This window comes from Delftia sp. NA_296.1 (assembly GCF_052692095.1).
The window spans coordinates 228,220-251,078 of record NZ_JBQZGF010000003.1 but is presented as its reverse complement, the minus strand read 5'-3'; the positions used below and the strand labels follow the sequence as shown (position 1 = coordinate 251,078).

26 protein-coding genes are annotated in these 22,859 nt (G+C 68.2%); 12 read left to right on the top strand and 14 right to left on the bottom strand.

Going from position 1 to position 22,859, the window contains the following annotated elements:
• Positions 1-108: 108 nt before the first annotated feature.
• The gene (locus tag ACUTR7_RS09030) at positions 109-672 is read left to right on the top strand and encodes a hypothetical protein (RefSeq protein ID WP_043819363.1); all 564 of its coding nucleotides are present in this window, start codon (positions 109-111) and stop codon (positions 670-672) included.
• Between the two features lie 66 nt (positions 673-738).
• Here ACUTR7_RS09030 and ACUTR7_RS09025 read toward each other — a convergent pair whose 3' ends face one another.
• The gene (locus ACUTR7_RS09025; protein ID WP_063326593.1) at positions 739-957 is read right to left on the bottom strand and encodes a DUF3820 family protein; all 219 of its coding nucleotides are present in this window, start codon (positions 955-957) and stop codon (positions 739-741) included.
• Positions 958-1,153: 196 nt separating this feature from the next.
• Here ACUTR7_RS09025 and ACUTR7_RS09020 point away from each other — a divergent pair, with 196 nt between their 5' ends.
• A complete protein-coding gene (locus tag ACUTR7_RS09020; RefSeq protein WP_034391882.1) occupies positions 1,154-1,939 on the top strand; it encodes a MetQ/NlpA family ABC transporter substrate-binding protein in 786 nt (261 codons plus the stop codon).
• Positions 1,940-2,036: 97 nt separating this feature from the next.
• Here the strand turns inward: ACUTR7_RS09020 and ACUTR7_RS09015 are convergent, their stop codons facing one another.
• On the bottom strand, positions 2,037-2,939 hold the full coding sequence (locus ACUTR7_RS09015) for an EamA family transporter (RefSeq protein WP_034391880.1): 903 nt from the start codon (positions 2,937-2,939) through the stop codon (positions 2,037-2,039).
• A 108-nt stretch (positions 2,940-3,047) separates the two neighbouring features.
• Between ACUTR7_RS09015 and ACUTR7_RS09010 the strand changes: the two genes are divergently transcribed.
• Positions 3,048-3,545: an Lrp/AsnC family transcriptional regulator gene (locus ACUTR7_RS09010; protein ID WP_180317537.1), complete on the top strand. Its 498-nt coding sequence runs from the start codon at positions 3,048-3,050 to the stop codon at positions 3,543-3,545.
• A gap of 30 nt (positions 3,546-3,575) precedes the next feature.
• Entirely contained in the window at positions 3,576-3,887 is a 312-nt protein-coding gene (locus tag ACUTR7_RS09005; RefSeq protein ID WP_012204686.1) for a hypothetical protein, read from the top strand.
• A gap of 9 nt (positions 3,888-3,896) precedes the next feature.
• On the opposite strand, the gene ACUTR7_RS09000 is transcribed toward ACUTR7_RS09005, so the two are convergent.
• Positions 3,897-4,547, bottom strand: coding sequence for a LysE/ArgO family amino acid transporter (locus tag ACUTR7_RS09000; RefSeq protein ID WP_141833794.1), 651 nt, complete (start codon positions 4,545-4,547; stop codon positions 3,897-3,899).
• Between the two features lie 70 nt (positions 4,548-4,617).
• Between ACUTR7_RS09000 and ACUTR7_RS08995 the strand changes: the two genes are divergently transcribed.
• Positions 4,618-5,523 (top strand): HTH-type transcriptional regulator ArgP, encoded by a 906-nt coding sequence (locus ACUTR7_RS08995; protein ID WP_445608645.1) that lies wholly within the window; start codon positions 4,618-4,620, stop codon positions 5,521-5,523.
• A gap of 55 nt (positions 5,524-5,578) precedes the next feature.
• Here the strand turns inward: ACUTR7_RS08995 and ACUTR7_RS08990 are convergent, their stop codons facing one another.
• Together ACUTR7_RS08990 and ACUTR7_RS08985 are read right to left on the bottom strand one after the other, a co-directional pair.
• On the bottom strand, positions 5,579-6,127 hold the full coding sequence (locus ACUTR7_RS08990; protein WP_065346287.1) for a DUF2721 domain-containing protein: 549 nt from the start codon (positions 6,125-6,127) through the stop codon (positions 5,579-5,581).
• 116 nt (positions 6,128-6,243) lie between these two features.
• Positions 6,244-7,233, bottom strand: coding sequence for a LysR family transcriptional regulator (locus ACUTR7_RS08985; protein ID WP_445608644.1), 990 nt, complete (start codon positions 7,231-7,233; stop codon positions 6,244-6,246).
• A gap of 191 nt (positions 7,234-7,424) precedes the next feature.
• Between ACUTR7_RS08985 and ACUTR7_RS08980 the strand changes: the two genes are divergently transcribed.
• The 3 genes from ACUTR7_RS08980 to ACUTR7_RS08970 all read left to right on the top strand — a co-directional run bounded on the left by ACUTR7_RS08980 (position 7,425) and on the right by ACUTR7_RS08970 (position 10,220).
• Positions 7,425-8,453: a tripartite tricarboxylate transporter substrate binding protein BugE gene (locus tag ACUTR7_RS08980; RefSeq protein WP_445608643.1), complete on the top strand. Its 1,029-nt coding sequence runs from the start codon at positions 7,425-7,427 to the stop codon at positions 8,451-8,453.
• On the top strand, positions 8,450-9,877 hold the full coding sequence (locus ACUTR7_RS08975) for a M20 family metallopeptidase (protein ID WP_197942993.1): 1,428 nt from the start codon (positions 8,450-8,452) through the stop codon (positions 9,875-9,877). Before ACUTR7_RS08980 ends, ACUTR7_RS08975 begins: the two co-directional genes overlap by 4 nt.
• Before the next feature lie 208 nt (positions 9,878-10,085).
• Positions 10,086-10,220 carry a DUF3149 domain-containing protein gene (locus ACUTR7_RS08970; RefSeq protein WP_012204679.1) on the top strand — a complete coding sequence of 45 codons (135 nt, stop codon included), beginning with the start codon at positions 10,086-10,088 and terminating at the stop codon, positions 10,218-10,220.
• Between the two features lie 55 nt (positions 10,221-10,275).
• On the opposite strand, the gene ACUTR7_RS08965 is transcribed toward ACUTR7_RS08970, so the two are convergent.
• The 4 genes from ACUTR7_RS08965 to ACUTR7_RS08950 all read right to left on the bottom strand — a co-directional run bounded on the left by ACUTR7_RS08965 (position 10,276) and on the right by ACUTR7_RS08950 (position 14,397).
• Entirely contained in the window at positions 10,276-10,533 is a 258-nt protein-coding gene (locus ACUTR7_RS08965; protein WP_012204678.1) for a SlyX family protein, read from the bottom strand.
• The gene (locus ACUTR7_RS08960; RefSeq protein WP_445608642.1) at positions 10,530-11,726 is read right to left on the bottom strand and encodes an aminotransferase-like domain-containing protein; all 1,197 of its coding nucleotides are present in this window, start codon (positions 11,724-11,726) and stop codon (positions 10,530-10,532) included. The genes ACUTR7_RS08965 and ACUTR7_RS08960 overlap by 4 nt, the downstream gene beginning before the upstream one ends.
• A gap of 137 nt (positions 11,727-11,863) precedes the next feature.
• The gene (locus ACUTR7_RS08955; protein ID WP_065346291.1) at positions 11,864-12,850 is read right to left on the bottom strand and encodes a Bug family tripartite tricarboxylate transporter substrate binding protein; all 987 of its coding nucleotides are present in this window, start codon (positions 12,848-12,850) and stop codon (positions 11,864-11,866) included.
• 59 nt (positions 12,851-12,909) lie between these two features.
• Entirely contained in the window at positions 12,910-14,397 is a 1,488-nt protein-coding gene (locus ACUTR7_RS08950) for an amidase (RefSeq protein WP_315530455.1), read from the bottom strand.
• A gap of 115 nt (positions 14,398-14,512) precedes the next feature.
• Here ACUTR7_RS08950 and ACUTR7_RS08945 point away from each other — a divergent pair, with 115 nt between their 5' ends.
• Positions 14,513-15,421 carry a LysR family transcriptional regulator gene (locus ACUTR7_RS08945; protein ID WP_013803186.1) on the top strand — a complete coding sequence of 303 codons (909 nt, stop codon included), beginning with the start codon at positions 14,513-14,515 and terminating at the stop codon, positions 15,419-15,421.
• A gap of 74 nt (positions 15,422-15,495) precedes the next feature.
• On the opposite strand, the gene ACUTR7_RS08940 is transcribed toward ACUTR7_RS08945, so the two are convergent.
• Positions 15,496-16,569 carry a PDDEXK nuclease domain-containing protein gene (locus ACUTR7_RS08940; RefSeq protein ID WP_445608641.1) on the bottom strand — a complete coding sequence of 358 codons (1,074 nt, stop codon included), beginning with the start codon at positions 16,567-16,569 and terminating at the stop codon, positions 15,496-15,498.
• Positions 16,570-16,800: 231 nt separating this feature from the next.
• Between ACUTR7_RS08940 and nth the strand changes: the two genes are divergently transcribed.
• Entirely contained in the window at positions 16,801-17,454 is a 654-nt protein-coding gene (gene nth / locus ACUTR7_RS08935; RefSeq protein WP_043819386.1) for an endonuclease III, read from the top strand.
• A 3-nt stretch (positions 17,455-17,457) separates the two neighbouring features.
• Here the strand turns inward: nth and ACUTR7_RS08930 are convergent, their stop codons facing one another.
• Positions 17,458-18,465 (bottom strand): Bug family tripartite tricarboxylate transporter substrate binding protein, encoded by a 1,008-nt coding sequence (locus ACUTR7_RS08930; protein WP_013803189.1) that lies wholly within the window; start codon positions 18,463-18,465, stop codon positions 17,458-17,460.
• A gap of 47 nt (positions 18,466-18,512) precedes the next feature.
• Positions 18,513-19,001 carry a DUF3237 domain-containing protein gene (locus ACUTR7_RS08925; RefSeq protein WP_016453040.1) on the bottom strand — a complete coding sequence of 163 codons (489 nt, stop codon included), beginning with the start codon at positions 18,999-19,001 and terminating at the stop codon, positions 18,513-18,515.
• A 105-nt stretch (positions 19,002-19,106) separates the two neighbouring features.
• Between ACUTR7_RS08925 and ACUTR7_RS08920 the strand changes: the two genes are divergently transcribed.
• Positions 19,107-19,994: a helix-turn-helix transcriptional regulator gene (locus ACUTR7_RS08920; protein ID WP_445608640.1), complete on the top strand. Its 888-nt coding sequence runs from the start codon at positions 19,107-19,109 to the stop codon at positions 19,992-19,994.
• 9 nt (positions 19,995-20,003) lie between these two features.
• Here ACUTR7_RS08920 and ACUTR7_RS08915 read toward each other — a convergent pair whose 3' ends face one another.
• On the bottom strand, positions 20,004-21,011 hold the full coding sequence (locus tag ACUTR7_RS08915) for a tripartite tricarboxylate transporter substrate binding protein (protein WP_445608639.1): 1,008 nt from the start codon (positions 21,009-21,011) through the stop codon (positions 20,004-20,006).
• A gap of 143 nt (positions 21,012-21,154) precedes the next feature.
• Between ACUTR7_RS08915 and ACUTR7_RS08910 the strand changes: the two genes are divergently transcribed.
• Entirely contained in the window at positions 21,155-22,060 is a 906-nt protein-coding gene (locus tag ACUTR7_RS08910; RefSeq protein WP_026062687.1) for a LysR family transcriptional regulator, read from the top strand.
• On the opposite strand, the gene ACUTR7_RS08905 is transcribed toward ACUTR7_RS08910, so the two are convergent.
• Complete coding sequence (locus tag ACUTR7_RS08905; RefSeq protein ID WP_445608638.1) at positions 22,036-22,782, bottom strand: GNAT family N-acetyltransferase; 747 nt, start codon at positions 22,780-22,782, stop codon at positions 22,036-22,038. The genes ACUTR7_RS08910 and ACUTR7_RS08905 overlap by 25 nt on opposite strands.
• Between the last annotated feature and the right edge of the window lie 77 nt (positions 22,783-22,859).

Sequence of the window (22,859 nt, the reverse complement as noted above, 5' to 3'; positions counted from 1 at the left end):
GGAATCTCCTTCCCCATCCCCATGTGACACACAAGGCCACAGGCTGCCCGCATACGGGCAGCCTGTGGCGCGCCGACCGGCGCGGGCCCGCCTGCGCCGACCGTGTACATGACCACCATGATTGGAAAAAACTCCGTGAAGACTTCGTTCCGCGCCACTGCCTCCGTGATCGCCCTGGCCATTGCATCGCTGACCGTGCCCACGCTGGCCCAGGCCAAGCGCATGGGCAGCGGCGGCAAGTCCGTGCGCCCGGCGTCGATCGGCAAGGCCCCCGCTCAGCCCGCAGCGCCTGCGGCGCCCACCGCCAGCAAGGCGGCGACTCCGTCCACCCCCGCCGCACCGGCCGCACCTGCAGCCCCGACCGCTGGGGCAGCCCCCGCTGCTGCACCTGCGGCCGGAGCCGCCCCCGCTGCTGCTGCACCTGGCGCGGCTGCCGCTCCCGCAGCACGCGGCTCCGGCATGATGGGCACGCTGGGCGCCGCTGCCGTGGGCGCCGTTGCAGGCTCCATGGCCGGCAATGCGCTGGCTGGCGCCATGACCCCTGAAAAGGACGCGGCCGCCAAGGAAGCCGAAGCCAAGGCCAAGGCCGCTGAAACCGAGGCAGCCGAGCTGCAGCGCAAGGCCGACGAAGCCAAGGCCAAGGCAGAAGCCGCCCGCGCTGCCGCCAAGTAAACCGCCTGCGTTTTTCCCCGAAAAGGCCGCGCCCGTCGCGGCCTTTTGCTTTATAGGGCGGCCATTTCAGCGCGGCCCGGCGCGCAGCGGCTGCAGCAGGTGCGACAGGCCGTTGTGGTCCAGTTCCTGCATCAGCGCCAGCAACTGGCCCAGCTCTCCCTTGGGGAAGCCTTCGCGTGCAAACCAGTTCAGATAGTTGCCGGGCAGGTCGGCGATCAGCCGGCCCTTGTACTTGCCATAGGGCATGTGCACCTGCACCAGCTTTTGCAGCATTTCGGAGTCCATGGCGGCGATGGTACGCGCTGCGGCATCGCAAGAATCTGCATAAAAAGCCACAGCCTTATAACCAAATAGCAAAATTGTTCATTGCGGCTGCTGGCGCCGCACTAGACTATGCGCCTGCCTGCCGTACCGCCCGATACAGAACCACTCCACCGGGCCTGCGGCGTTTTTGCAACCCGTTGAAGAAAGTCCTCCGGTCATGTTGAAGAAAGCCCTCTCCGCAATCGCGATTGCCACGCTGGCCCTGACGGCCCAGGCCGCCGACGTGCTCAAGGTCGGCGCCACCGCCGTGCCCCATGCAGAAATCCTCAACCATGTGAAGCCGGCCCTCAAGGCCCAGGGCATCGACCTGCAGATCAAGGAATTCAGCGACTACGTGCAGCCCAATGCGGCCGTCGAGGACAAGCAGCTGGACGTGAACTTCTTCCAGCACCAGCCCTACCTGGACAGCTACAACAAGGACCGCAAGACCTCGCTGGTGGCCGTGCCCAATGGCAAGGTCCACGTGGAGCCTTTCGGCGGTTACTCGCAGAAGATCAAGAACGTGAAGGATCTGAAGGACGGCGCCACCATCGCCATCCCCAACGACCCCTCCAACGGCGGCCGCGCCCTGATCCTGCTGGCCAAGCAGGGCCTGATCGAGCTCAAGGACCCCAAGAGCCTGACCCCCACGCCGCTGGACGTGGCCAAGAACCCCAAGAAGCTCAAGTTCAAGGAACTCGAAGCCCCGCTGCTGCCACGCGCGCTGGCTGACGTGGACCTGGCCCTGATCAACACCAACTACGCCATCGAGGCCAAGCTCAATCCCACCAAGGATGCGCTGTTCATCGAAGGCTCCGATTCGCCCTACACCAACATCGTGGTCTCGCGCCAGGACCGTGCCAACGATCCCAACATCGCCAAGCTGATGAACGCGCTGCACACGCCCGACGTGAAGAAGTTCATCCTCGAGAAGTACAAGGGCGCTGTCGTTCCTGCGTTCTGAGGCGCAGGGAATGCAGCCGCTCGGCTGCATCCTGTCCCCGCAAAAAAAACGCTGCCTCGGCAGCGCTTTTTTCATTCCCCTTCCCTGGTATCGCCACTCAACCTGCAGGCGTCACCTCGGCCGGCGCCTTGGCCGCCGCAGCGGGCCGCGTGATGGCGCTGCCCATGGCCGCGCCCATGATGCAGGCGATGGCCAGCCACTGGGTCCCCACCAGGTGCTCATGCAGCAGCAGCATGCCCATGAGGGCGGCAATCGCAGGCTCCGTGGCCAGGGCGATGCCGAAGGTGGCCGGTGGCAGGCGGCGCAGGGCCATCATCTCCAGCGTATAGGGCAAGGCGCTGGAGATGGCCGCCACCACCAGACCGAAGGCCAGGATGGACGGCTGCAGCAGCTTGGCCCCCGCTTCGGCCACGCCGAAAGGCACCACCACCATGGCGGCGAACACCAGGCCCAGCGACACGGCCTGGCCGCTGGGAATGCTGCCCAGGCGCTGCCCCAGCAGGATGTACAGCGCCCAGCAGATGGCAGCGCCCACGGCGCAGGCAATGCCCACGGGCTCCAGCACCAATCCGCCCGCGCCGGCGCCCCCTATCGGCAAAATCAGGGCCAGCCCCGCCACGGCCAGCGCCAGCCAGACAAAGTCCACCGGCCGGCGCGAGTGGTAGATGGCCACGGCCAGCGGACCGGAGAATTCGATGGCCACGGCCAGGCCAAAGGGAATGGTGCGCAGCGCCATGTAGAACAGCAGGTTCATGGCGCCCAGCGCCACGCCGAAACGCAGCAGCGCCCACGCCTGGGGGCGGGCCAGCGTCCAGCGCCAGGGCCGCCAGATGGCCACCAGGATCAGCGCGGCAAAGCCCACGCGCAATGCCGAAGTGCCCTGGGCGCCCAGCACTGGAAAAAGCTGCTTGGCAAGAGAAGTGCCCACGCCCAATGCCGTGACCGAGCCCAGCACGGCCAGCAGGGGCCAGGCGCGGTTCCATGTGGTGTTTGTTGTCATGGCCCGTACGATATTGCAGGCCAGCGATGCAAAAGGCTCGTTTTGGGGCCTCTTCGCGCAACATTCGCTCTTTCCGACCGCCCCGCATCCGTTTTCCGCCCCTTCCCCATGCCCGCCATCGCACTCGATACTTTTGACCGCGCCATCCTCGACGTGCTCCAGCGCGACAACCTCACGCCGCAGCGCCTCATTGCCGAGCGGGTCCACCTTTCGGCACCGGCCGTGCAGCGGCGCATACGGCGCCTGCAGGAGCTGGGCGTGATCACGGCCAACGTGGCCGTGGTCGATCCCGTGCGCACGGGGCGCCCGCTCACCGTGCTCATCAACGTGCAGCTGGCCAACGAGCGCCCGGACCTGTCCCTGGCCTTTCGCGCGCGCGTGGCGCGCGAGCCCGCCGTGCAGCAGTGTTACTACGTGACCGGGGAAGCCGACTATTCATTGATCGTCACGGCTGCCGATATGCAGGAGTACCAGGCGCTGGCGGCGCGGCTGTTCTCCGGAGACGACAACATCCGGCGCTACACCACCTCGATCGCTCTGGAACGCATCAAGACCGGGCTGCAGTTGCCGATGGCAGAACACAAGCCCGACAATGAAACAAGTTGACACAACCTAGACATACACCAGGAGACTGCTTTGAGCGCACCTTCACCGGACAGCATGGCCCGCCTCGTCGCCACACGCACCCTCGACAAGTACGAGCGTGACTACTATCCCAAGCGCGACCGCATCACCATTTCCTTCCGGGGCGACCTGGCCGAGCAATACAACTACGACAAGATCCAGCCCTTGTCCGAGGCCCAGCGTCATGGCCACAAGGTCGTCATCGAGGCGACCAGCCAGAAAACCGGCGCCACGGGCCACTACTGCATCGAATGCAACAGCTGGAACCTCATCGAGGCCGTGGGCACCTGGGCGCCCGGCGAGCAAGCCCCGGCCGCAGACTGATCTGCGCCGTCAGCCACCTGCCGGTGCCAACGCGCTGCCAGCCACCCACCAGGCCAGCGCCAGCATCATCACGCCCGTGAGGCCATCGAGAACGCGCCAGGCCTGCGGCTTCTCGAACAGGCGCTTCATGCGGCGGCCCGCAAAGGCCAGCGCCACGAACCACGACAGGCTGGCCGATGCGGCGCCCACCACATAGACCCACTTGAGCACGCCTTCCTGGCGCGCGCCGATGGAGCCCATGAGCAGCACCGTGTCCAGATAGACATGGGGGTTGAACAGGGTGATCACGGCCAGTGTGGAGACCACGCCCAGCAGGCCACGCGGGGCCAGTTGCCCGCCCGATGCCGCCAGTTGCGCATCGGGCGCCATGGCCATGCGCCACAGCGCGATCAGTCCATAGGCCAGCAGGAACAGGGCGCCGCCCAGCGTCAGGTAGCGGGCCAGGTCGGGGTTGTCGCCCAGCAGCCGGGCCATGCCCGCCACGCCCAGGCCGATGAGCACCACGTCGCTCACCACGCACCAGGCCACGCAGGCGCGCACATGCTGGCCTTGCACGGCCTGGCGCAGCACATAGAGGTTCTGGGCGCCGATGGAGACGATGAGAGACAGGCAGACCGTGAAGCCCGCCAGCCAGGAAGAAGAAACATTTGCAGTCCACATGGCCGGGATTGTCTGGCCGGCAAATGGTTAAGTAAAATTACATTTACTCAACCAAATGAAGAATATCTAAATGTTCGACTACGCCGGACTCGAGGCCCTGGCGGCCGTGGTGCGCGAAGGCAGCTTCGAGCGCGCGGCGCGCAAGCTGCATGTCACGCCCTCGGCCGTTTCCCAGCGCATCAAGCTGCTGGAGGAGCGTGTGGGCCAGGTGCTGGTGCTGCGCGGCCAGCCCTGCTCGGGCACCGATGCGGGCCGCAGGCTGTGCCTGCACCTGGAGCAGGTGGCCCTGCTCGAAAACGATCTGCGCCGCAAGAACCCGGAGCTGGTCCCCGAGGGCCAGACCGCCCTGCCCACGCTCAAGCTGGCCGTCAATGCCGACTCGCTGTCCACCTGGTTCATGGATGCCATGTCCGCCTTCACGCGCGACGGCAATGAGCTGCTGGACATCAGCATCGACGACCAGGACCACACGGCCAAGCGCATCCGTGAGGGAGAGGTGCTGGCCGCCGTCACGGCCACTTCCTCGGCCATTCCCGGCTGCAATACCTGGCCGCTGGGCCGCATGCGCTACGTGGCGGCGGCCAGCCCCGACTTCATCCGCCGCTACCTGAAGGACGGCATCACGCCCGAGGCCATGGCGCGCACGCCCATGATGAGCTACGGCCGCAAGGACAGCCTGCAGGACCAGTGGCTGCAGCGCCTGGGCGCGGAGGGGCGGCGCAACACGCCGCGCCACTTTCTTCCCTCCAACCAGGGCTATACGCGGGCCTGCGAGCTGGGCATGGGCTGGGGCATGCACCCGCCGCTGATGATCGGCGCGCAACTAGCCGAAGGCAGCCTGGTGGAGCTGCTGCCCGGCAACGACCTGGACATTCCCATGTACTGGGCCCATGCGCGCAATGCGCAGGCCAGCCTGCAGCGGCTGACCGACTGCGTGATCCAGGCCGCGGCGGCCTGCCTGGACCCGATGGAGTGAATGGGCAGCGGCGATGGCGATGGCGACAGCGACGGCGGCGCCGTCCGCGCCCGGCTCAGGACTGGCGGCCGGTGTCGTCTGCCGGGGTGGACGGCTCAGCCTGGGCCTGGTCGTTGCGTTCCGGCCGCTGTATGGTGCGCACGGCCGCGCGCACGCGGGTCAGGGTGTGGAAGTCCAGCAGGCTGGTGGCCATGATGGTTTCCCAGAGAAAGCAGGCCAGGGCCGAGAGAAACATCAGCACGCCGAACAGAAAGCCCAGCACCGCATAGCCATGGCCGTTGATGCCGTAGGCCTCGCCCAGGAACAGCAGGGCAATGGTCAGGCCGATGCAAAAGCCGCAGACGGTCAGCAGCCCTATGCAGACATTGGCCAGCCGGCCGCGCTTGCGCAGAAAGTGCAGTTCCGTGAGGCTGCGCGCGATGAAGTCCTCTTCCTGCGGGTTGCGCAGCAGTTCTTCCAGCTTGCGCGCGCGGTCGATGATGCGGGCCAGCCGCCCCGCAACGGCGCCGATCATGCCGGCCACGGCCGTCAGAAAGAACACCGGCGCCAGCGCCAGCTGGATGCTGTGGGTGACGGTATCGGCGTCTAGCGACCAATTGATCATGCGGTCCTCTGCGTGCTTTCTGTTGTCTGGTGCGGCCATGCTGCCGTGTTTTCGCGCGGACAGTATTGTGGCCGCAAGCGGGGCCGGCAAGAGGCCATGTCGCCAGCTTTTGGCATTCAGCGGGCCGGTGGCGCTGCCAGCATCTGCCGGCACAGCGACAGCATCTCGGTCAGCAGGGCAGGCGCCTGGTCGCGCCGGCAGACCACGCCCAGGGGCGCCAACCTGCCCGTCAGCCGCACATCGAGCCGGCACACGCGCGCATGGGTCTGCAGGCCCGGCGCAATGCTCAGCGGCACCAGGGCCACGGCGCCGGGCTGGCTCAACAGGCCCTCCAGTATCGGCAGAGAAACGGTGGAGACGGGAAACCAGGGCGCATCGGGCAGCGCCTGGAGCACCTCGGCCTCGAAAATCCCGCGCACGGCGATGTTGGCCGTGGGCAGCACCCAGCGCGCGCCGGTCAACGCCTGCAGCGGTACATCGCGGCGCCCGGCCAGTGCATGCGAGCGTGCGGCCACCACCACGGCCGTGTCGGCCAGCAGCGGCTCGAAGACGAAGGGGCCGGGCAGCAGCGCCGGCTCGCGGCAAAACACCGCGTCCAGCCCGCCGCCCAGCAGCTGGGACAGCAGCCGGGTGCTGGCGTCTTCGTGCACATCAACATGCACCTCGGGGTGCTCGGCATAGAACCGCGCCAGCAGGGGCGAAAGAATGGCCAGGGCTGCCGCCGGAATGGCGCCCAGGCGCAGCGCGGCCGCCGCGCCCCGGCGAATGGCGGCCAGCGATTCCGCCACCTCCTCCAGTGCGGCCAGCACGCCGCGCACCGTGTCCACCAGGGTCTGGCCGGCCAGCGTGGGGCGTATGCCGCGCGCATGCCGCTCGAACAGGCGGATGTCCAGCACGCGCTCCATCTCGGCCAGCGCCTGGGTGGCGGCCGACTGGCTCATGTGCAGCGTGGCGGCGGCCTGCACCACCGAGCCGCATTGCTGCAGCGCCACCAGCAACTGCAGCTGGCGCAGGCGCACATGCTTGGTCAGGCGCGAATACAGCAGCCGCCCCTGGGGCGTGGCCGCATCGTCCAGGCCGTCGCGGTCATCGAAGTCATTGCTCATGGAAGTCTCAGTGTTTTCCCCAGGCAGGCCCTGGCGCGCCACAGGTGGCGCAGGGCAAGCTATCGGAACGGCTTATAGCTTGGCACAAATACCGTGGCCCATGCGGGCGGCAGGATTTCTATAGTCGCCTGCATCGGGAGCCGGCGCGGCCCAGGCCTGCGGCTCCTTCCCCCGTAGATGGAACCCATGCCATGCAACCCAAACCCCTCTTTCAGCTGCCGCGGCGCACCCTGCTCTCGCTGGGCACGTCCGGTCTTGCCGCCGTGTTGTGCGGCCTCACCCTGGCCCACACGGCCTCCACGGCCCATGCGGCCGACGCCTATCCGAACAAGCCGGTCAAGCTCATCGTGCCCTTTGCGGCAGGCGGCTCCACCGACATCGTTGCGCGCGTGATCGCAGAGGGCCTGCGCAGCACGCTGGGCCAGCCCGTGGTGGTGGACAACAAGGCCGGCGCTGGCGGCCTGATCGGCACCGAAAGCATTGCCCAGGCCGCGCCTGACGGCTACACCATCGGCATGGCCACGGTGAGCACGGCCACCATCAATCCCTCGCTGTACACGCGCGCCGCCAAGCTGGAAGGCAGGCTTTTGCCCGTGGCCAACCTGGTGACCATGCCGTCGGTCTACATGGTCCACCCCAAGATGGGCGTCAAGGATTTCCCGGGCTTTCTGGCCAAGCTGCGCGCCCAGCCCGGCGCCTACAGCGCGGGCGTTCCGGGCCTGGGCACGCTGGGCCATCTGATGGTGGCGTCCTTCAACGAGACCATGAAGACCCAGGTGCAGATCGTGCCCTACCGCGGCAACGGGCCGGCGCTCAACGATGCGCTGGCCGGCATGGTGCAGGTGATGACCGACCAGCTGCCTTCGGCCATGCCCCAGATCAAGGGCGGCAAGCTCATCCCCGTGGCGCTGTCGGGCGACAGCCGCTCGCCCGACCTGCCCGATGTGCCCACCTTCAAGGAGCTGGGCTACGCGCAGCTCAACGAACTGGGCATCAGCTGGTTCGGGCTGGTCGTGCCGGCCGGCACGCCACCGGCCATCGTCCGGCAGTTGCAGGATGCGTCGGTGAAGGCTGTGCGCCTGCCCGAGGTGCAAAAGCACCTGAAGCTGCTGGGCGCCTCGGTCACCGAGATGGACCAGGCCCGCTTCCCGGCCCAGATCGCCAGCGAACTGCAGCGCAACAAGGCGCTGCTGGACAAGGCAGGAGTGAAGCCGGAATGAGCGCAGTCGAGCATCTCCAGGACTTCTTCCAGCAGCAGTCCCCGCGCATGGCGGCCCTGGCCGACAGCATCTGGTCCCTGGCCGAGCTGCGCTATGCAGAAACCGCTTCTGCCCGGCTGCACATCGATGCGCTGGAGCAGGCCGGGTTTCGCATCACGCGCGGCGTGGCCGGCATTCCCACGGCCTTCCTGGCCGAATGGGGCGACGAGGGCCCGGTGCTGGCCTTCCTGGGCGAGTACGACGCGCTGTCGGGCCTGAACCAGCAAAGCGGCGCCCTGGTCTGCACGCCTTCCACCGACAGCCCGGGCCTGGCGGGCCACGGCTGCGGCCACCATCTGCTGGGCACCTCGGCGCATTTCGCGGCCGTTGCGCTGCAGGAGCACCTGCGCCGCAGCGGCGCCAAGGCACGCGTGCGCTACTACGGCTGCCCGGCCGAGGAGGGTGGATCGGGCAAGACCTTCATGGCGCGCGCCGGGGTCTTCGACGATGTGGACGCGGCGCTGACCTGGCACCCGGCCAGCTTCACCGGCGTGTTCAGCCAGAGCACGCTGGCCAACATCCAGGCGAAATTCATCTTCCACGGCAAGGCCTCGCATGCCGCGCATTCCCCGCACCTGGGCCGCAGCGCGCTCGACGCCGTGGAGCTGATGAACGTGGGCGTGAACTACCTGCGCGAGCACATGCCCACCGATGCGCGGGTGCACTACGCCATCACCGACTCGGGCGGCCTGTCGCCCAACGTGGTGCAGGCGCGCGCCGAGGTGCTGTACCTGGTGCGGGCCGCACGCAACCACGAGGCAGCAGCGCTGTATGAGCGCGTGCAGAACGTGGCGCGCGGCGCCGCGCTGATGACGGACTGCCGGCTGGAGATCGTCTTTGACAAGGCCTGCTCCAACCTGCTGCAGAACCGCACGCTGAACCAGGTGATGTATGCGCAGATGCAGGCCCTGGGCCCGCTGCACGTGGACCCCGGCCTGCATCGCCTGGCCGGAGACTTCCAGGCCACGCTGGACAGCAACGACGTGGACCAGGTCAGCCGCCCGCTGGCCAGCGTGCTGCGCGGCAAGGTGCCGGCCGTGTTCGAAGGCCTGGCGCCCTACGATCCTGCCGTGGAGGACACCCTGTTCGGCTCCACCGACGTGGCCGATGTGAGCTGGATCACCCCCACCGTCCAGGCCTGGGTGGCCTGCTACGCCTTCGGCACGCCGCTGCATTCCTGGCAGATGGTCTCGCAAGGCCAGTCCGGCCTGGCCCACGCAGGCATGGTGCGCGCCGCCCAGGTGCTGGCGGCCACGGCCATCGCCTTGCTGGAGCAGCCCGAACGCATTGCCCAAGCCAAGGCGGAACTGCTTGAGCGCCGGGGCGGCCGACCCTATGCGTGCCCGATTCCTGCGGAGGTGCCGTTGCCGTTCATGCGGGGGTGATGGGCTTGGCTCGCCCTGGATGATGGACTCGTACCCCATGCCCAGTTCCCGGGCTTGCCCGGGCTTGCCGGGGCTTGCCCCTTTGCGCTGCCGCAAACCCACCCCGCCGCCGCGTTGACCCATCACAAGCCCTCCGCGCCAGGCCACGGCGATAGTTGGATCGGGACCCCACCGATACCAACAAACCACAGGAGGACTTGTGAAGCTGATGATTGATCTTTTTTCCACCGACTACGGCCTGATGAGCCTGGGCGCCATCGTCTTCATGCTGATCATGGCGGGCTTTTTCCTGCGCCTGTTCCTGGGCAAGATGAAGCACGTGGCCAACAAGCCGCTTGAATGAAGAAATGCCCAGGCAGGGGCTGGCCTGGGCATTCGCACGCAGCAGCCCTGCGCACTCAATAGTGCGGGGGCAGTTCGTCGCGCAGATGGGTCGCGCCGCCGGCGGGTCCGCCTTCGGGCACCCGGCGGCGCAGGTCGCGCAGCTCGTCAAGCAGCCGGTCGATCTGCTGCTGCTGGCGGTAGATGGTCAGGTTCAGCTGCTCCAGCAGGTCTTCGGTGTAGCTGGCCTTGATCTCCAGCTCCATCACGCGCGCCTGCAGGGCATCGGCGTCTGCGTGCCCGCCGCCATGTTCTGCGTCGTCAGCCACGCTCATGCCTTGAGCGCCTGGGCCAGGCGGGCGATGCCTTCGCGGATCTTGTCCTCGTCAGCCGTGGCGAACGAGAGGCGGAAGCTGGTGGCATCGGGTTTTTGCGCAAAGAACGGCGCACCCGGCACAAAGGCCACGCCCTGGGCAATGGCCCGCTTGGCCAGCTCACCGGCATCGGCCAGCGCGCCGCCCTTGCCGGTCAAGCGCACCCACAGGAACAGGCCGCCCTGGGGCTGCAGGAATTCCACGGCATCGCCGAGGTGCTCGCGCAGCGCATCGCCCATGGCCTTGGCGCGGCGCGCGTAGACCTCGCGCACATGGGCCAGGGTGGCGGGCATGGCGCCGGACTTCAGGTACTGCGCGGCCGTGGCCTGGGCAAAGGTGCTGGTGTGGGCATCGCTGAACTGCTTGCACATCACGGCGCGGCCCAGCAGCTCGGCCGGGGCCACCAGCCAGCCAATGCGCAGGCCAGGGCTGAGCACCTTGCTCAGCGAGCCGCAGTGCGCCAGCCAGTCGCGGCTGCCGGGCACCTCGCTGGACAGCGCCAGCAGGCTGGGCGGAGGCGCTTCGCCAAAATACAGGTCGCCGTAGGGATCGTCTTCCACCACCAGGGTCTGGTACTTGACGGCCAGCTCCAGCACCTTCTTGCGGCGCTCCAGGCTCAGCATGGCGCCGCTGGGGTTGCCGAAGGTGGGGATCAGGTAGACCAGCTTGGGGCGGTGCTCGGCAATGAGTTGCTCCAGCGCATCGACCTGGGCGCCTTCGGCATCGATGGGCGCGCTGATGACTTCGGCGCCGTACAGGCGGAAGCACTGGATGGTGGCCAGGAAGGTCGGGCCTTCGACGATGACCTTGTCGCCGGGGTTGATCATGGTCTTGCCCAGCAGGTCCAGCGCCTGCTGGCTGCCCGTGGTCACCACCAGTTGCTCGGGGGCCAGCTCGCGCACGCCCTTGCCGGCCATGAAGGCGGCGATCTGCTCGCGCAGCGGCTGGTAGCCTTCGGTCGCACCGTACTGCAGCGCGGCGCCCGGCTCCTGCTGCAGCGCAGCCTGGGAGGCGGCGCTGATGCCGGCCACGTCGAACATGGCGCTGTCCGGGAAACCACCCGCAAAGCTGATGATGCCGGGCTTGCCCAGCAGCTTGAACAGCTCGCGGATGGCGGAGGTTTCTACGTTGTTCAGACGGTCGGCGAATTGCATGGGCAGGAGTCTCTTTGTCGGTGCAATGAAAAGGCGAAGCCTGCATTGTCGCCAATCCTGCCGCAGCTTTCCTGCACGATTAGAAGCCCCCTGAGTCGATTCGCGCCTTCCCCCTCTCTCCCGAAAGGCAGCTGCGTTCAATCCACCTTGATGTCGGCTCTGGCGGCCACGGCGCGCATTTGCGGCAGTTCGCGCTCTATGCGCTCCTGCAGCGCGCTGGCCGGACCCCATGCGGGCGACAGGCCGATGTCCACCAGCTTTTTCTTCATGGCCGGCTCGGCCATGGCGTCGGCCAGCGCCTTTTCCAGCTTCTTCTGGATGGGTGCGGGCAGGCCGGCCGGGGCGAGGAAGGCAAACCAGGTGTCCATGGCAAAGCCCGGGTAGCCGCTTTCGGCCACGGTGGGCACCTGGGGCAGCAGGGCCAGGCGCTGCGGGCCCAGCGCTGCGATGGGACGGATCTTGCCGGCCTTGATCAGCGGCGTGGTGGCCACCACCGTGTCCACGGCCACCTGCACCTGGCCGCCCATCAGCGCGGTGAGGCTGGGCGAGCTGCCATTGAAGGGCACATGCACCATGCGCATGCCCGTGGCGGTCTTGAGCATTTCGCCGCCGAAGTGCACCGAGGATCCCGTGCCGAAGGAACCGTAGGACAGCTTGTCGGGGTCGGCCTTGGCCAGGGCCACGAGTTCGGGCAGCGTGCGTGCAGGCGTTTCGTTATGGGCCACCAGCACCAGGCCCATGTCGGCCACCAGCCCCAGCGGCGTGAAGCTGCGCAGCGGGTCATAGGGCAGCGGGTTGCGGATGGCGGGGTTGAGCGTCAGCGTGGTGCTGGCGCCCAGCAGCAGCGTGTAGCCGTCGGGCGGAGCCTTGGCCACCAGCGCGCCCGCCACCACCGTGCCTGCACCGGGGCGGTTTTCCACGACCACGGGCTGGCCCAGCCGTTCACCCAGCGAAGTGGCCAGCAGCCGGCCCAGGATGTCGGTGGCGCCGCCCGGCGCAAACGGCACGACCAGCTTGATCGGACGATCCGGGTAGGACTGGGGCTGGGCTTTGGCTGCGGGCAGCGCAAGTGCCGTGGCACCGGCCATCAGACACGACAGAAAACGGGAACGGGACAAGGCCATGGCGCGGATCTCCTGGGGGACGAGGGAACGGGAACCTGGGAAAACTCGATGCAGCGGTTTCAGTCGAGCAGCGGGCTGCGCACGCGCGAGAAGCCGCCGGCCTGGTCATAGGCATGGCCGATCTGCAGCACGGCCAGATCGGCCTGCGCCGGGCCGATGATCTGCAGCCCGGCAGGCAGCCCCTGCGGCCCGAAGCCTGCGGGCGCGGCCAGGGCCGGCAAGCCGGCCATGGTGGCGGGCACCACGGTCTGCATCCAGCGGTGGTAGGTGTCCATCTCGCGGCCGCCCACGGCATGCGGCCAGTCCAGCGCCGCATCGAACGGGAAGACCTGGGCGGAGGGCAGCACCAGAAAGTCGTAGCTGTCGAACAGGCGGCGCAGGGTTTCGTACCAGGCCGAGCGCACACGCGCCGCGTCATAGACCGCCATGGCCGGCAGCGCCAGGCCGCGCTCGATTTCCCAGAGGGCCTCGGGCTTGAGCAGGGCATGCGTGGCCGGGTCGCGGTACAGGGCGGCGTTGGCACCGGCCACGCTGAAGCTGCGCAGGTCGATCCAGGCGCGCCACAGGCGTTCGAAGTCGAAGGCCGGCACGGCCTCTTCCACCGTGCAGCCGATGGTCTTGAAATGCTGCAGCGCCGCGCGGCAGGTCTCCAGCAGGCCGGGCTCGGTGGGCAGGTGCCCGCCCAGGTCCCCCAGCCAGCCGATGCGCAGGCCCTTGCAGTCGCGCTGCAGCTGCGCGGTCCAGTCCTTGGGCGGCTCGCTGCGGCGCGTCAGCGGCAGGCGTGCATCAAAGCCTGCCTGCACGGACAGCAGCAGGGCCAGGTCGGGAATGTCCCGCGCCATGGGGCCGGCCACGCTGAACTGCTGGAAGAACACCTCCTCCGAAGGGCCATGCGGCACGCAGCCCACCGAGGTGCGCAACCCATAGACATGGTTGAAGGCGGCCGGCGTGCGCAGCGAGCCCATCATGTCCGAGCCATCGGCCACGGGCAGCATGCGCAGCGCCACGGCCACGCCGGCCCCGCCGCTGCTGCCACCTGCCGAGCGCGAAGGATCGAAGGCATTGCGCGTGGTCCCGTAGACCGGGTTGTAGGTATGGCCGCCCAGGCCGAACTCGGGCGAATTGCTGCGCGCAACAAACAGCGCACCGCCTGCGCGCATGCGCTCGAACACCACGCAATCGGTCTGCGAGACCTGGCCCGCGAAGATGGGCGATCCCTTGGTCGTCACCATGCCGGCCGCCGGCATGATGTCCTTGGGTGCCTGGGGAAAGCCGTGCAGCGGCCCCAGGCTCTGGCCGCGCGCCAGCAGCGTGTCCAGCTCGCGGGAGCGGCCGCGCAGCCAGTCCCGGTCCAGCGGAGACACCAGCGCGTTGACCACGGGGTTGAGGCGGTCGATCTGTGCGCAATAGGCATCCAGCACCTCCACGCAGGACAGATCGCGGCCCTGGATGGCCTTTGACAGCGCGACGGCCGACATCTCCACGACGCCACCACCCCCGGTGGCCAGATCCGGCTGCTGCGTTGCGGTGCTTGCGTTTGGCTCCATGGATTTCCTCGTTTTTGTGACAGAACGAAGTCAGCATAAGCAGGCGAAATTATTTCGACAATCGCCTTTTTCTTGGCTTATCGTTGCGTTTTTCGCAAACCACGAGCAGGCCACCATGCTTTCCAACCGCCTACAGGACACGGCCCTGCGCTACTTTCTCGAAGTGGTGCGCAGCGGCTCGGTCAGCGAAGCCGCCACGCGGCTCAATGTCTCGCCCTCGGCCGTGAGCCGCCAGGTCGCCGGACTGGAAGAGATGCTGGGCGTGCCGCTGTTCGAGCGCCGCCCGCGCGGCATGGCGCCCAGCCCGGCAGGCGAGCTGCTGGCCGCCCACGCGCGCCGCGGTGCGCTGGAGGCCGACCGTGTGGTCTCCGACATCGAGGCCCTGCAGGGCCTGCGCCGGGGCGTGGTGCGCGTGTGCAGCTCGGGCGGCTTTGCCATCGAGTTCCTGCCACGCGCCATGGCGCTGTTCCGCGAACAGTACCCGGGCATGCAGTTCCACCTGCGTGTGGAGGCGCCTGCCGCCGTGACCCAGGCCGTGCTGGGCGGCGAGGCCGATGTGGGCCTGACCTACAGCCGCGCGGCGGCACGTGACATCGAGGTCTGGCACCGCCAGGTCTCGCCCGTGGTCGCCATCATGCGGCCCGACCATGCGCTGGCCCGGCATGCCAGCATCACCCTGGCCCAGATGCATCCCCATGCCATTGCCCTGCCCGAGGACGCCAACACCGCGCGCCAGCTGTTCGACATCGCCTGCAGCCACCGCCGCCTGGTGTTCGAGCCCGCCCTGGTCAGCGGCCAGTTCGAGACCCTGGTGCACTTCGTGCTGCACGGCGGCGGCCTGTCGCTGGGAGGTGAGGTCACCATGCGCGAGCGCGTGCGACGAGGCGAGCTGCATGCGGCGCCCATCCGCGAGCGCGGCATGAATGCGCGCGCCATCGAGCTGCAGACGCTGTCCGGACGCACCCTGTCCAAGGGCGTGCGGGCCTTTGTGGAGCACCTGCGGGAACTGCTGCCGCCTGGGTAGGAGGAAGAGGAGAAGGGAACGAAGGAAGAAGAAGAAAAAGAAGGGGAACGGGTCTCAAGCGCAGTGGCAGGCGCTCAGGCCAGCCCGCCTTCCAGCTGGCGCTGCGCCCAATGCCACTGCGCCCGGCGTGTGGCCTGCCGCAGCCGCTGTGCCAACGCCTGGCGCTCAGGCAGGCCGGGCAGGTACTCGGCCATCTGCACGCCGCGCAGTCCCAGTTCCAGCAGCTCGATCTGCTCGGAGCTGTTGCCCGTGCACAGCACCATGCCCATCGGCGTGTTCTCGCCCTGCTCATGCTCATGCCGGTCCAGCCAGCGCAGGTATTGCTCCATCTGCTCCTTGTCCTCGGCCGTGAATTCGCCCACCTTCAGCTCCACCGCCACCAGCCGCCGCAGCTTGCGGTTGTAGAACAGCAGATCGAGGTGGAAGTCCTGCTCATCCACATGCATGTGCATTTGCCGCGCCACCAGGGTGAAGCCCGTGCCCGACCGCAGCAGGAAGGCCTCCATCTCGCGGATGATGGCGGCCTGCAGGTCGCCCTCCTGCCAGGCATCGTGCAGCCCCAGAAAGTCGAAGATGTAGGGATCGCGCATGAACAGCGCCGGCGACATGCGCTCCGTGCTGCGCGGCGTGACCGGCTCCTGCGCGATCAGCGCCTCGGCATCGCAGGGCAGCGCCAGGCGTTCATAGAGCTGGGAGTCGATGCGGCTGCGCAGCGTGCGTGCGCTCCAGCGCTCGAGGCTCGCCATGCTGGCGTAGTACTCGCGCTGCACTGGGTCCTTGATCGCAATCAGCACGATGAAATGCGCCCAGCTCAATTTCCGGGTCGGCGAGACGACCAGGGGCTGGTCGGGAAACGCGGTGGAGAACTGCGTCATGCGCCACAGGTTCTTCTCCGAGAAGCTGCTGCCATAGTCCTGGACCAGATGACCGGCCAGCACCGGCAGGACCTCATCGCTGCAGCCTGCCTGCCGCACCTCGGATTCATGGCCATGGATGTGCTGGCCGATGTGCCAGTACAGCAGGGTGAGTTCACTGTTGACGTTGGCTGCCACGCGAAGCCGCGCGGCCTCGATCAGGTCCCGCACATTGCCCAGCAGGGCCTGTGACGATGCGAGCGCGGGAGAAACGGATATCTTGCGAGTGGCCATGTGGTCGCCCCCCTCCTGGTGGCGTGATGTCTGGATGTCTGGTGTCGGCGGAATCGATCCGGCCGACTATTGCGATGCGGCCTTGGCCAGTCAACGCCGCATCTGCATAACCAGACGATCTGACCCTGGCAGACATGAAAAATCAGAACATTCCTAGAGCCTGTTACGCACTTTCAAATACCCGCGCTTGCATGACAATGCACGCCACATCGATGGATACGCGCCCCCACAATGAAAACCACCAGCATCGAACCCTTCTTCGCCACGCTCAAGGCCGCCAATCCCTCGCCCCAGACCGAGCTGGAATACACCAATGTGTTCGAGCTGCTGTCTGCCGTGCTGCTCTCGGCCCAGGCCACGGACGTGGGCGTGAACAAGGCCACGCGCAAGCTGTTTCCCGTGGCCAATACGCCCCAGGCCATCCTGGACCTGGGACTTGAAGGGCTGGAGGGCTACATCAAGACCATCGGCCTGTACCGCAGCAAGGCCAAACACCTGATGCAGACCTGCCAGATCCTGGTCGAGCGCCACGGCGGCCAGGTGCCGCGCACGCGCGAGGAGCTGGAAGCCCTGCCCGGCGTGGGCCGCAAGACGGCCAACGTGGTGCTCAACGTGGCCTTTGGCGAGCCCACCATGGCCGTGGACACGCACATCTTCCGCGTGGGCAACCGCACGGGCCTGGCGCCGGGCAAGACGCCGCTGGCGGTGGAGATGCAGTTGATGAAGCGCGTGCCCCCGGCCTATGCCGTGGACTCGCACCACTGGCTCATCCTGCTGGGCCGCTACGTCTGCCAGGCCCGCAAGCCACGCTGCTGGGAGTGCGTGGTGGCGCCGTACTGCGACTACTCGCCCAAGACGCCTGCCCCGGCTGCGGGCAAGCGCTGAGCCTCAATCGGCCTTGAAGCCCGTGGCCGCCACGGCCTTGCCCCAGGTGACCGTATCGGCGCGCATGATGCGGGCGAGTTCGTCGCCCGTGGTGCCCGTCACGCGGAAACCCGCCTCCTCCAGCCGGCTGCGGCTGTCGGGCTGCTGCAGGGCGCGCACGATGTCGGCCTGCAGCCTGGCCACGATCTCGGGCGGTGTCTTGGCGGGCGCGACCACGCCGAACCAGGAATTGAACTCCAGCGACGGATAGCCCTGCTCCCGGATGGTGGGCAGCTCGGGCATGGACTGGGTGCGCGTGGCGCCCGTGCTGCCCAGGGCCGTGAGCTTGCCGGCCTTGACCTGGGGCGCGGCCAGGGCCGCCGTGGCGAAGACGGCCTGCACGTCGCCGCTGAACAGGCCGCCCAGGGCATCGTTGGTGTTCTTGTAGTGCACGGGCTCGGGCTTGAGCTGCACGGCATTGCCGAACATGAAGGCGCCGAAATGGCCGGGCGTGCCGGCACCGAAGGTGGCGATGAACAGCTCCTTGCGCTGGCGCGCCCAGGCCACGAAATCGGGCACATTGCGGGCCGGCACCTTCTGCGGATTGACCAGCAGCACGAAGTCGGAGGTGACGACCTGGCTGACGGGCACGAAGTCCTTTTGCGGGTCGTAGGGCAGGCGCTGGTAGGTGTTGGGCGCAATGCTGAGCTGGCCGGTCTCGCCCAGCATCAGCGTGTAGCCGTCAGGCACGGCGCGTGCCGCCTCGCTGGCGGCGATGAGGCCGCCAGCGCCCGGCTTGTTGTCCACGACCACGCCCAGGTTGCCCCATTGCTCGGAGAGTTTCTGCGCGAGCAGGCGCGCCACGATGTCCGGCCCGGTTCCCGCAGGAAAGCCGACGAGCAGGCGCACGGGCTTGCTCGGAAAGGCCGGCTGGGCGCCGACCACGGTCCAGGGAGCCAGCCCGGTGGCCAGCACGGCGGCAAGTGCGCAGGCCACGGCGGTGCGGCGCGACTTCGATGCCTGGTTTTTCATGTGTCTTGTCTCCTGCATTGTGGGTATCGAGAGGGGAAAGGCGCGGCTCAGAGCAGTTCGTGAAAGCGCATCTGCACGCGATCGGGATGGCGCGCGCCGGTGCCGAAGAACAGGCGCTCGTTGATCCAGGCCAGCGCACGGCTGGCCGTCTCCATGCGGGGCGCGCAGCGGAAATAGATGTGCGCGGGGTCCACGGGCTCGCCGCGTGCCAGCTTTGCCATGTGCGCCGGGTCGCCGCTGCGCAGCGCCTGGTTGCAGACATAGATCAGGTCGCCGGCATCGGTCTCCAGCACATAGCGCGCATCGAGCTCGGCCAGCCCGCCGTGCACGATGCGCTGGAAGTCCGCGCCTCCGGGCAGCACGCGCGCGCTCCAGCCGTCGCCCCGGGCCGTGCCGCCCAGGATGGGGATCAGTCGGCGCCCGCCGTGCGCCGTGGCACCGACCTCCTGCGGCGGGCCTACCTGCACGCTCAGGTCGGCGAAGAAGCGAAAGCGCGGATCGGGCAAGGCCGCAAGCTGCGGCACGTCATCTGGCATGGTTCTGGGGCTCCGGTGGATGGGATCGGACCTAGCATAAGCACCATTGCCCGGGCCGGCCGTCATCCCGGAAGATGACAACGCCCTGCCCGCCCCTGCTATCCCTTGAGACACTGGACCGCCCCCTCCGACACCCCTGACGCCAGCGCCCTGGGCGCCCATGCGTCCGGCCATGCGTCCGGCCACGTGCCCAGCCACGCCATCGGCCACATGGTCGCCAGCCTAGGCGAGCCCGGCTTCGCCCGGCAGGTGCTGGAGGCCATGAACCCGCTGCTGCCCGCCGCCTCCTGGTCTGTCTACCGCACGGGCCCGCGCAGCCGGCCGCAGCTGTTCCTGTCGGCCAGCAGCGAGGCGCGCGACACCACGCGCGACTGCTGGTGGGCCTATCTCTCGGGTCCTTATCTGCGCGACAGCACCTGGAACCACGGCGACGCCGGCCCGGCACGCAGCACGGCGCTGTGCCACATCACGGCCCAGGAGGTGGAGGGCGAGCACCGCGCCCTGGTCTACGACGCGCACGGCATGGCCGAGCGCGTGTCCATCGTCGAGCACCAGGACGACGGCGGTGTGTTTGCCGTCAATTTCTATCGCCACCAGCACCAGAGGGCACTGGGCGATGCGCAGATCGACCGCTTCGGGAGCATGGCGCCCGTGCTGCTGGCCCTGGCGCACAAGCACATTGCGCTGACGCAGGCGCAGCCCGCCGTGGTAACGGCCTTGGCCCCGGCCCCGGCCACCCCACCCAGCCAGCCCCGGCAGCGGCAGACACTGCCGGCCCTGCGCATGCGCCTGCTGCAGGCACAGCCCGACCTGACGCCGCGCGAACTCGATGTCTGCGCCCGGCTGCTGCAGGGCATGACGCATGAGGGCATTGCCTGCGACCTGTGCCTGAGCCTGCCAACCGTCAAGACCTACCGCAACCGCGCCTTTGCGCGGCTGGGCATCCACTTTCGCAGCGAGCTGTTCGCGCTGGCCATGGAGCCGCAGAGCTGAGGCCTTGCGTCAATCCAGCGATGCGCCGGACGCCTTGACGATGCGCGCCCACTTGGCGATGTCCTCGCGCAGCAGGGCCGCCATCTGGGCGGGCGGCACGGGCCTGTCCGCCGGCCCGGCCAGCTCCACGCCCGAGGCTTCCAGCCGGGTGCGCAGATCACTGGCCGCCAGCGCGCGGGCCATGCCGTCCTGCAACTGCGCCAGCACCGGCGCGGGCACGCCTTCAGGCGCAAACAGACCCACCCACAGCGTGCCGTTGTAGCCGGGCACGGTCTCGCCAATGGTGGGCACATCGGGCAGCAGCGGCGAGCGCGCCGCGCCGCTCACGGCCAGCGCACGCAGCCGACCGGCCTGGATATGGGGCAGCGTTGATGGCAGGCTGCCGAACAGCAGCGGCACCTGCCCGCCCAGCACATCGTTGAGCGCGGGCGCCACGCCCTTGTAGGGCACATGCTGCAGCTGGATGCCCGCCATGCTGTTGAGCATCTCGCCCAGCAGATGGTTGAGCGTGCCGTTGCCGGCCGAGGCATAGCGGAACTCGTCGGGCCGGCCCCGGGCCATGGCGATCAACTCGGGCACGGATTTGGCAGCAAAGCCGGGGTGGGCCAGCAGCACATTGGGCACGGAGCCGATCAGGCCGATGGGCCGGAAGTCCTTCACCGGATCAAAGCCCGGCTTGCGGTACAGCGCGGGGTTGATGGCCTGGCTGCTGCTGATGGTCATCAGCAGCGTATGGCCGTCGCGCGGCGCCTTGGCCACGGCCTGGGTGCCGATGTTGCCGCCCGCGCCGGGCCGGTTCTCGACCACCACGCTGGCGCCCAGCACCTCGGCCAGCTTCTGGCTCACCAGCCGGCCCACGATGTCATTGGTGCCGCCGGGCGCCTGCGGGACGATCATCACGATGGGCCGCGCGGGCCAGGCCTGGGCACGGCCCAGCACGGGCAAGGCAAGCGCGGCGGCCACCAGGCTTCGGCGGCGCAAAAGGCTCGACGGCAGGGGAAAGGAAGAATCCGGCATGGTCATGTCTCCATTTGGTCTTGTCGCAAGCCCGCATGGTTGCCCGTGCCGGGCCAGCGCACAATCGCGCATTTCCTGACCCGGCCTTCGGAATTGACAAAGCCTTGACCCCGCCCATGCCCTCTTCGCCCTTCATGCCCCTCATGCACTTCGACCTGACGGACCTGCGCCTGTTCGTGCATGCCGCCGAACTGGGCAGCCTCACGCGCGCCTCGCAAAGGCAGCACCTGTCCCTGGCCGCAGCCAGCCTGCGTATCAAGGCGCTGGAGGAGCAGGCGGGCATGCCCCTGCTGTACCGCGAGGCGCGCGGCGTGCGCCCCACGCCGGCCGGCGAAGCCTTCCTGCACCATGCGCGCGGCATGCTGCTGCAGTCCGAGCAGCTGCGCCACGACCTGCAGGAGTACGGCGCCGGCCTGCGCGGCCATGTGCGGGTGTTTGCCAACACCACGGCCGTGACCGACTTTCTTCCCGAGATCCTGCCCGCCTTTCTTGCCGACCACCCGCGCGTGAATGTGGACCTGCAGGAGCGGCCCAACGCCGAGATCGCGCGCGGCGTGCTCGACGGCCGGGCCGACCTGGGCATCGTGGCCGGCCAGGTGGATACGCTGGGCCTGCAGACCATCCACTTCAGCACCGACCGGCTGGTGCTGGCCACGCCGCGCGGCCACCGCTTTGCGCGGCGCAAGCGCATTGCGTTTGCCGAGACGCTGGACGAGGACGCCATCGGCATGCAGCAGGGCAGCACGCTGCAGACATTTCTGGCAGGTGTGACCGAGCGCCTGGGCAAGCCCATGAAGCTGCGCATACAGCTGTCCAGCTTCGACGCCATGTGCCGCATGATCGGCGCCGGCGTGGGCATAGGCATCGTTCCCGAGAGCGCCGCGCGGCGCAACCGCGAAAGCATGGGGCTGGCGCTGATCGATCTGACCGACGCATGGAGCGTGCGCGAGCGCCGCATCCTCGTGCGCGACCAGGGCCGGCTGCCGCGCCATGCGCAGGCCCTGATCGAGGTGCTGCAGGCCTACTACGCCGCGCCTGCCGTCTCCTGAGCCTGCGGCGCACCCTGCTCCACCAGGCTGGACAGCGAAAGGACCTGCCCGCCGCCCGCATCGAAGTTGCCCGGCTCCAGCCAGCGCTGGTAGGCCGCGCGCAGCGCCGGCCATTCGCTGTCGATGATGGAGAACCATGCCGTGTCGCGGCTGCGGCCCTTGTAGACCACGGCCTGGCGGAACACCCCCTCGAACTGGAAGCCCAGGCGCGCCGCTGCGGCTCGGGACGGCGCGTTCAGGCTGTCGCACTTCCACTCGTAGCGGCGGTAGCCCAGCTCGTCGAAGGCGCGCTGCATCAGCAGGAACTGCGCCTCGGTGGCCGCACGCGTGCGCTTGAGCCGGCGCGAGTAGCAGACAAAGCCCACTTCCATGACGCCGCTGGCCGTGTCCACGCGCATCAGCGCCAGCGAGCCGATGGCACGGCCCGTGGCCAGGTCGATGACGGCGTGGTGCAGCGGGTCATCGCTGGCCTGGGCGGCCTCGGAAAAGCGCAGATAGGCCTGGGCATCCGCGAAGGGGCCTACCGACATGTAGGTCCAGTCGCTGGCGTCCGGCGCCTGGCTGAAGGCATCGAACAGATCGGCTGCATGGCGCGCGGCGGACAGCGGCTCCAGCCGGCAGTAGCGGCCTTGCATGGGCGTGCGCGGCGGGCGCTGGCGTGGGGTCCAGTTGGGAAGGTCGTGGCCTACGGGTTGGGAGTGGGCATTGAGTGCGGGGGGCATGGGAGATTCCTGGTCAGGTCATTTGGCAGGGCCACGATAGCGCTGGCGTGGCATCATTGAAAGTGCCATATCTCCCT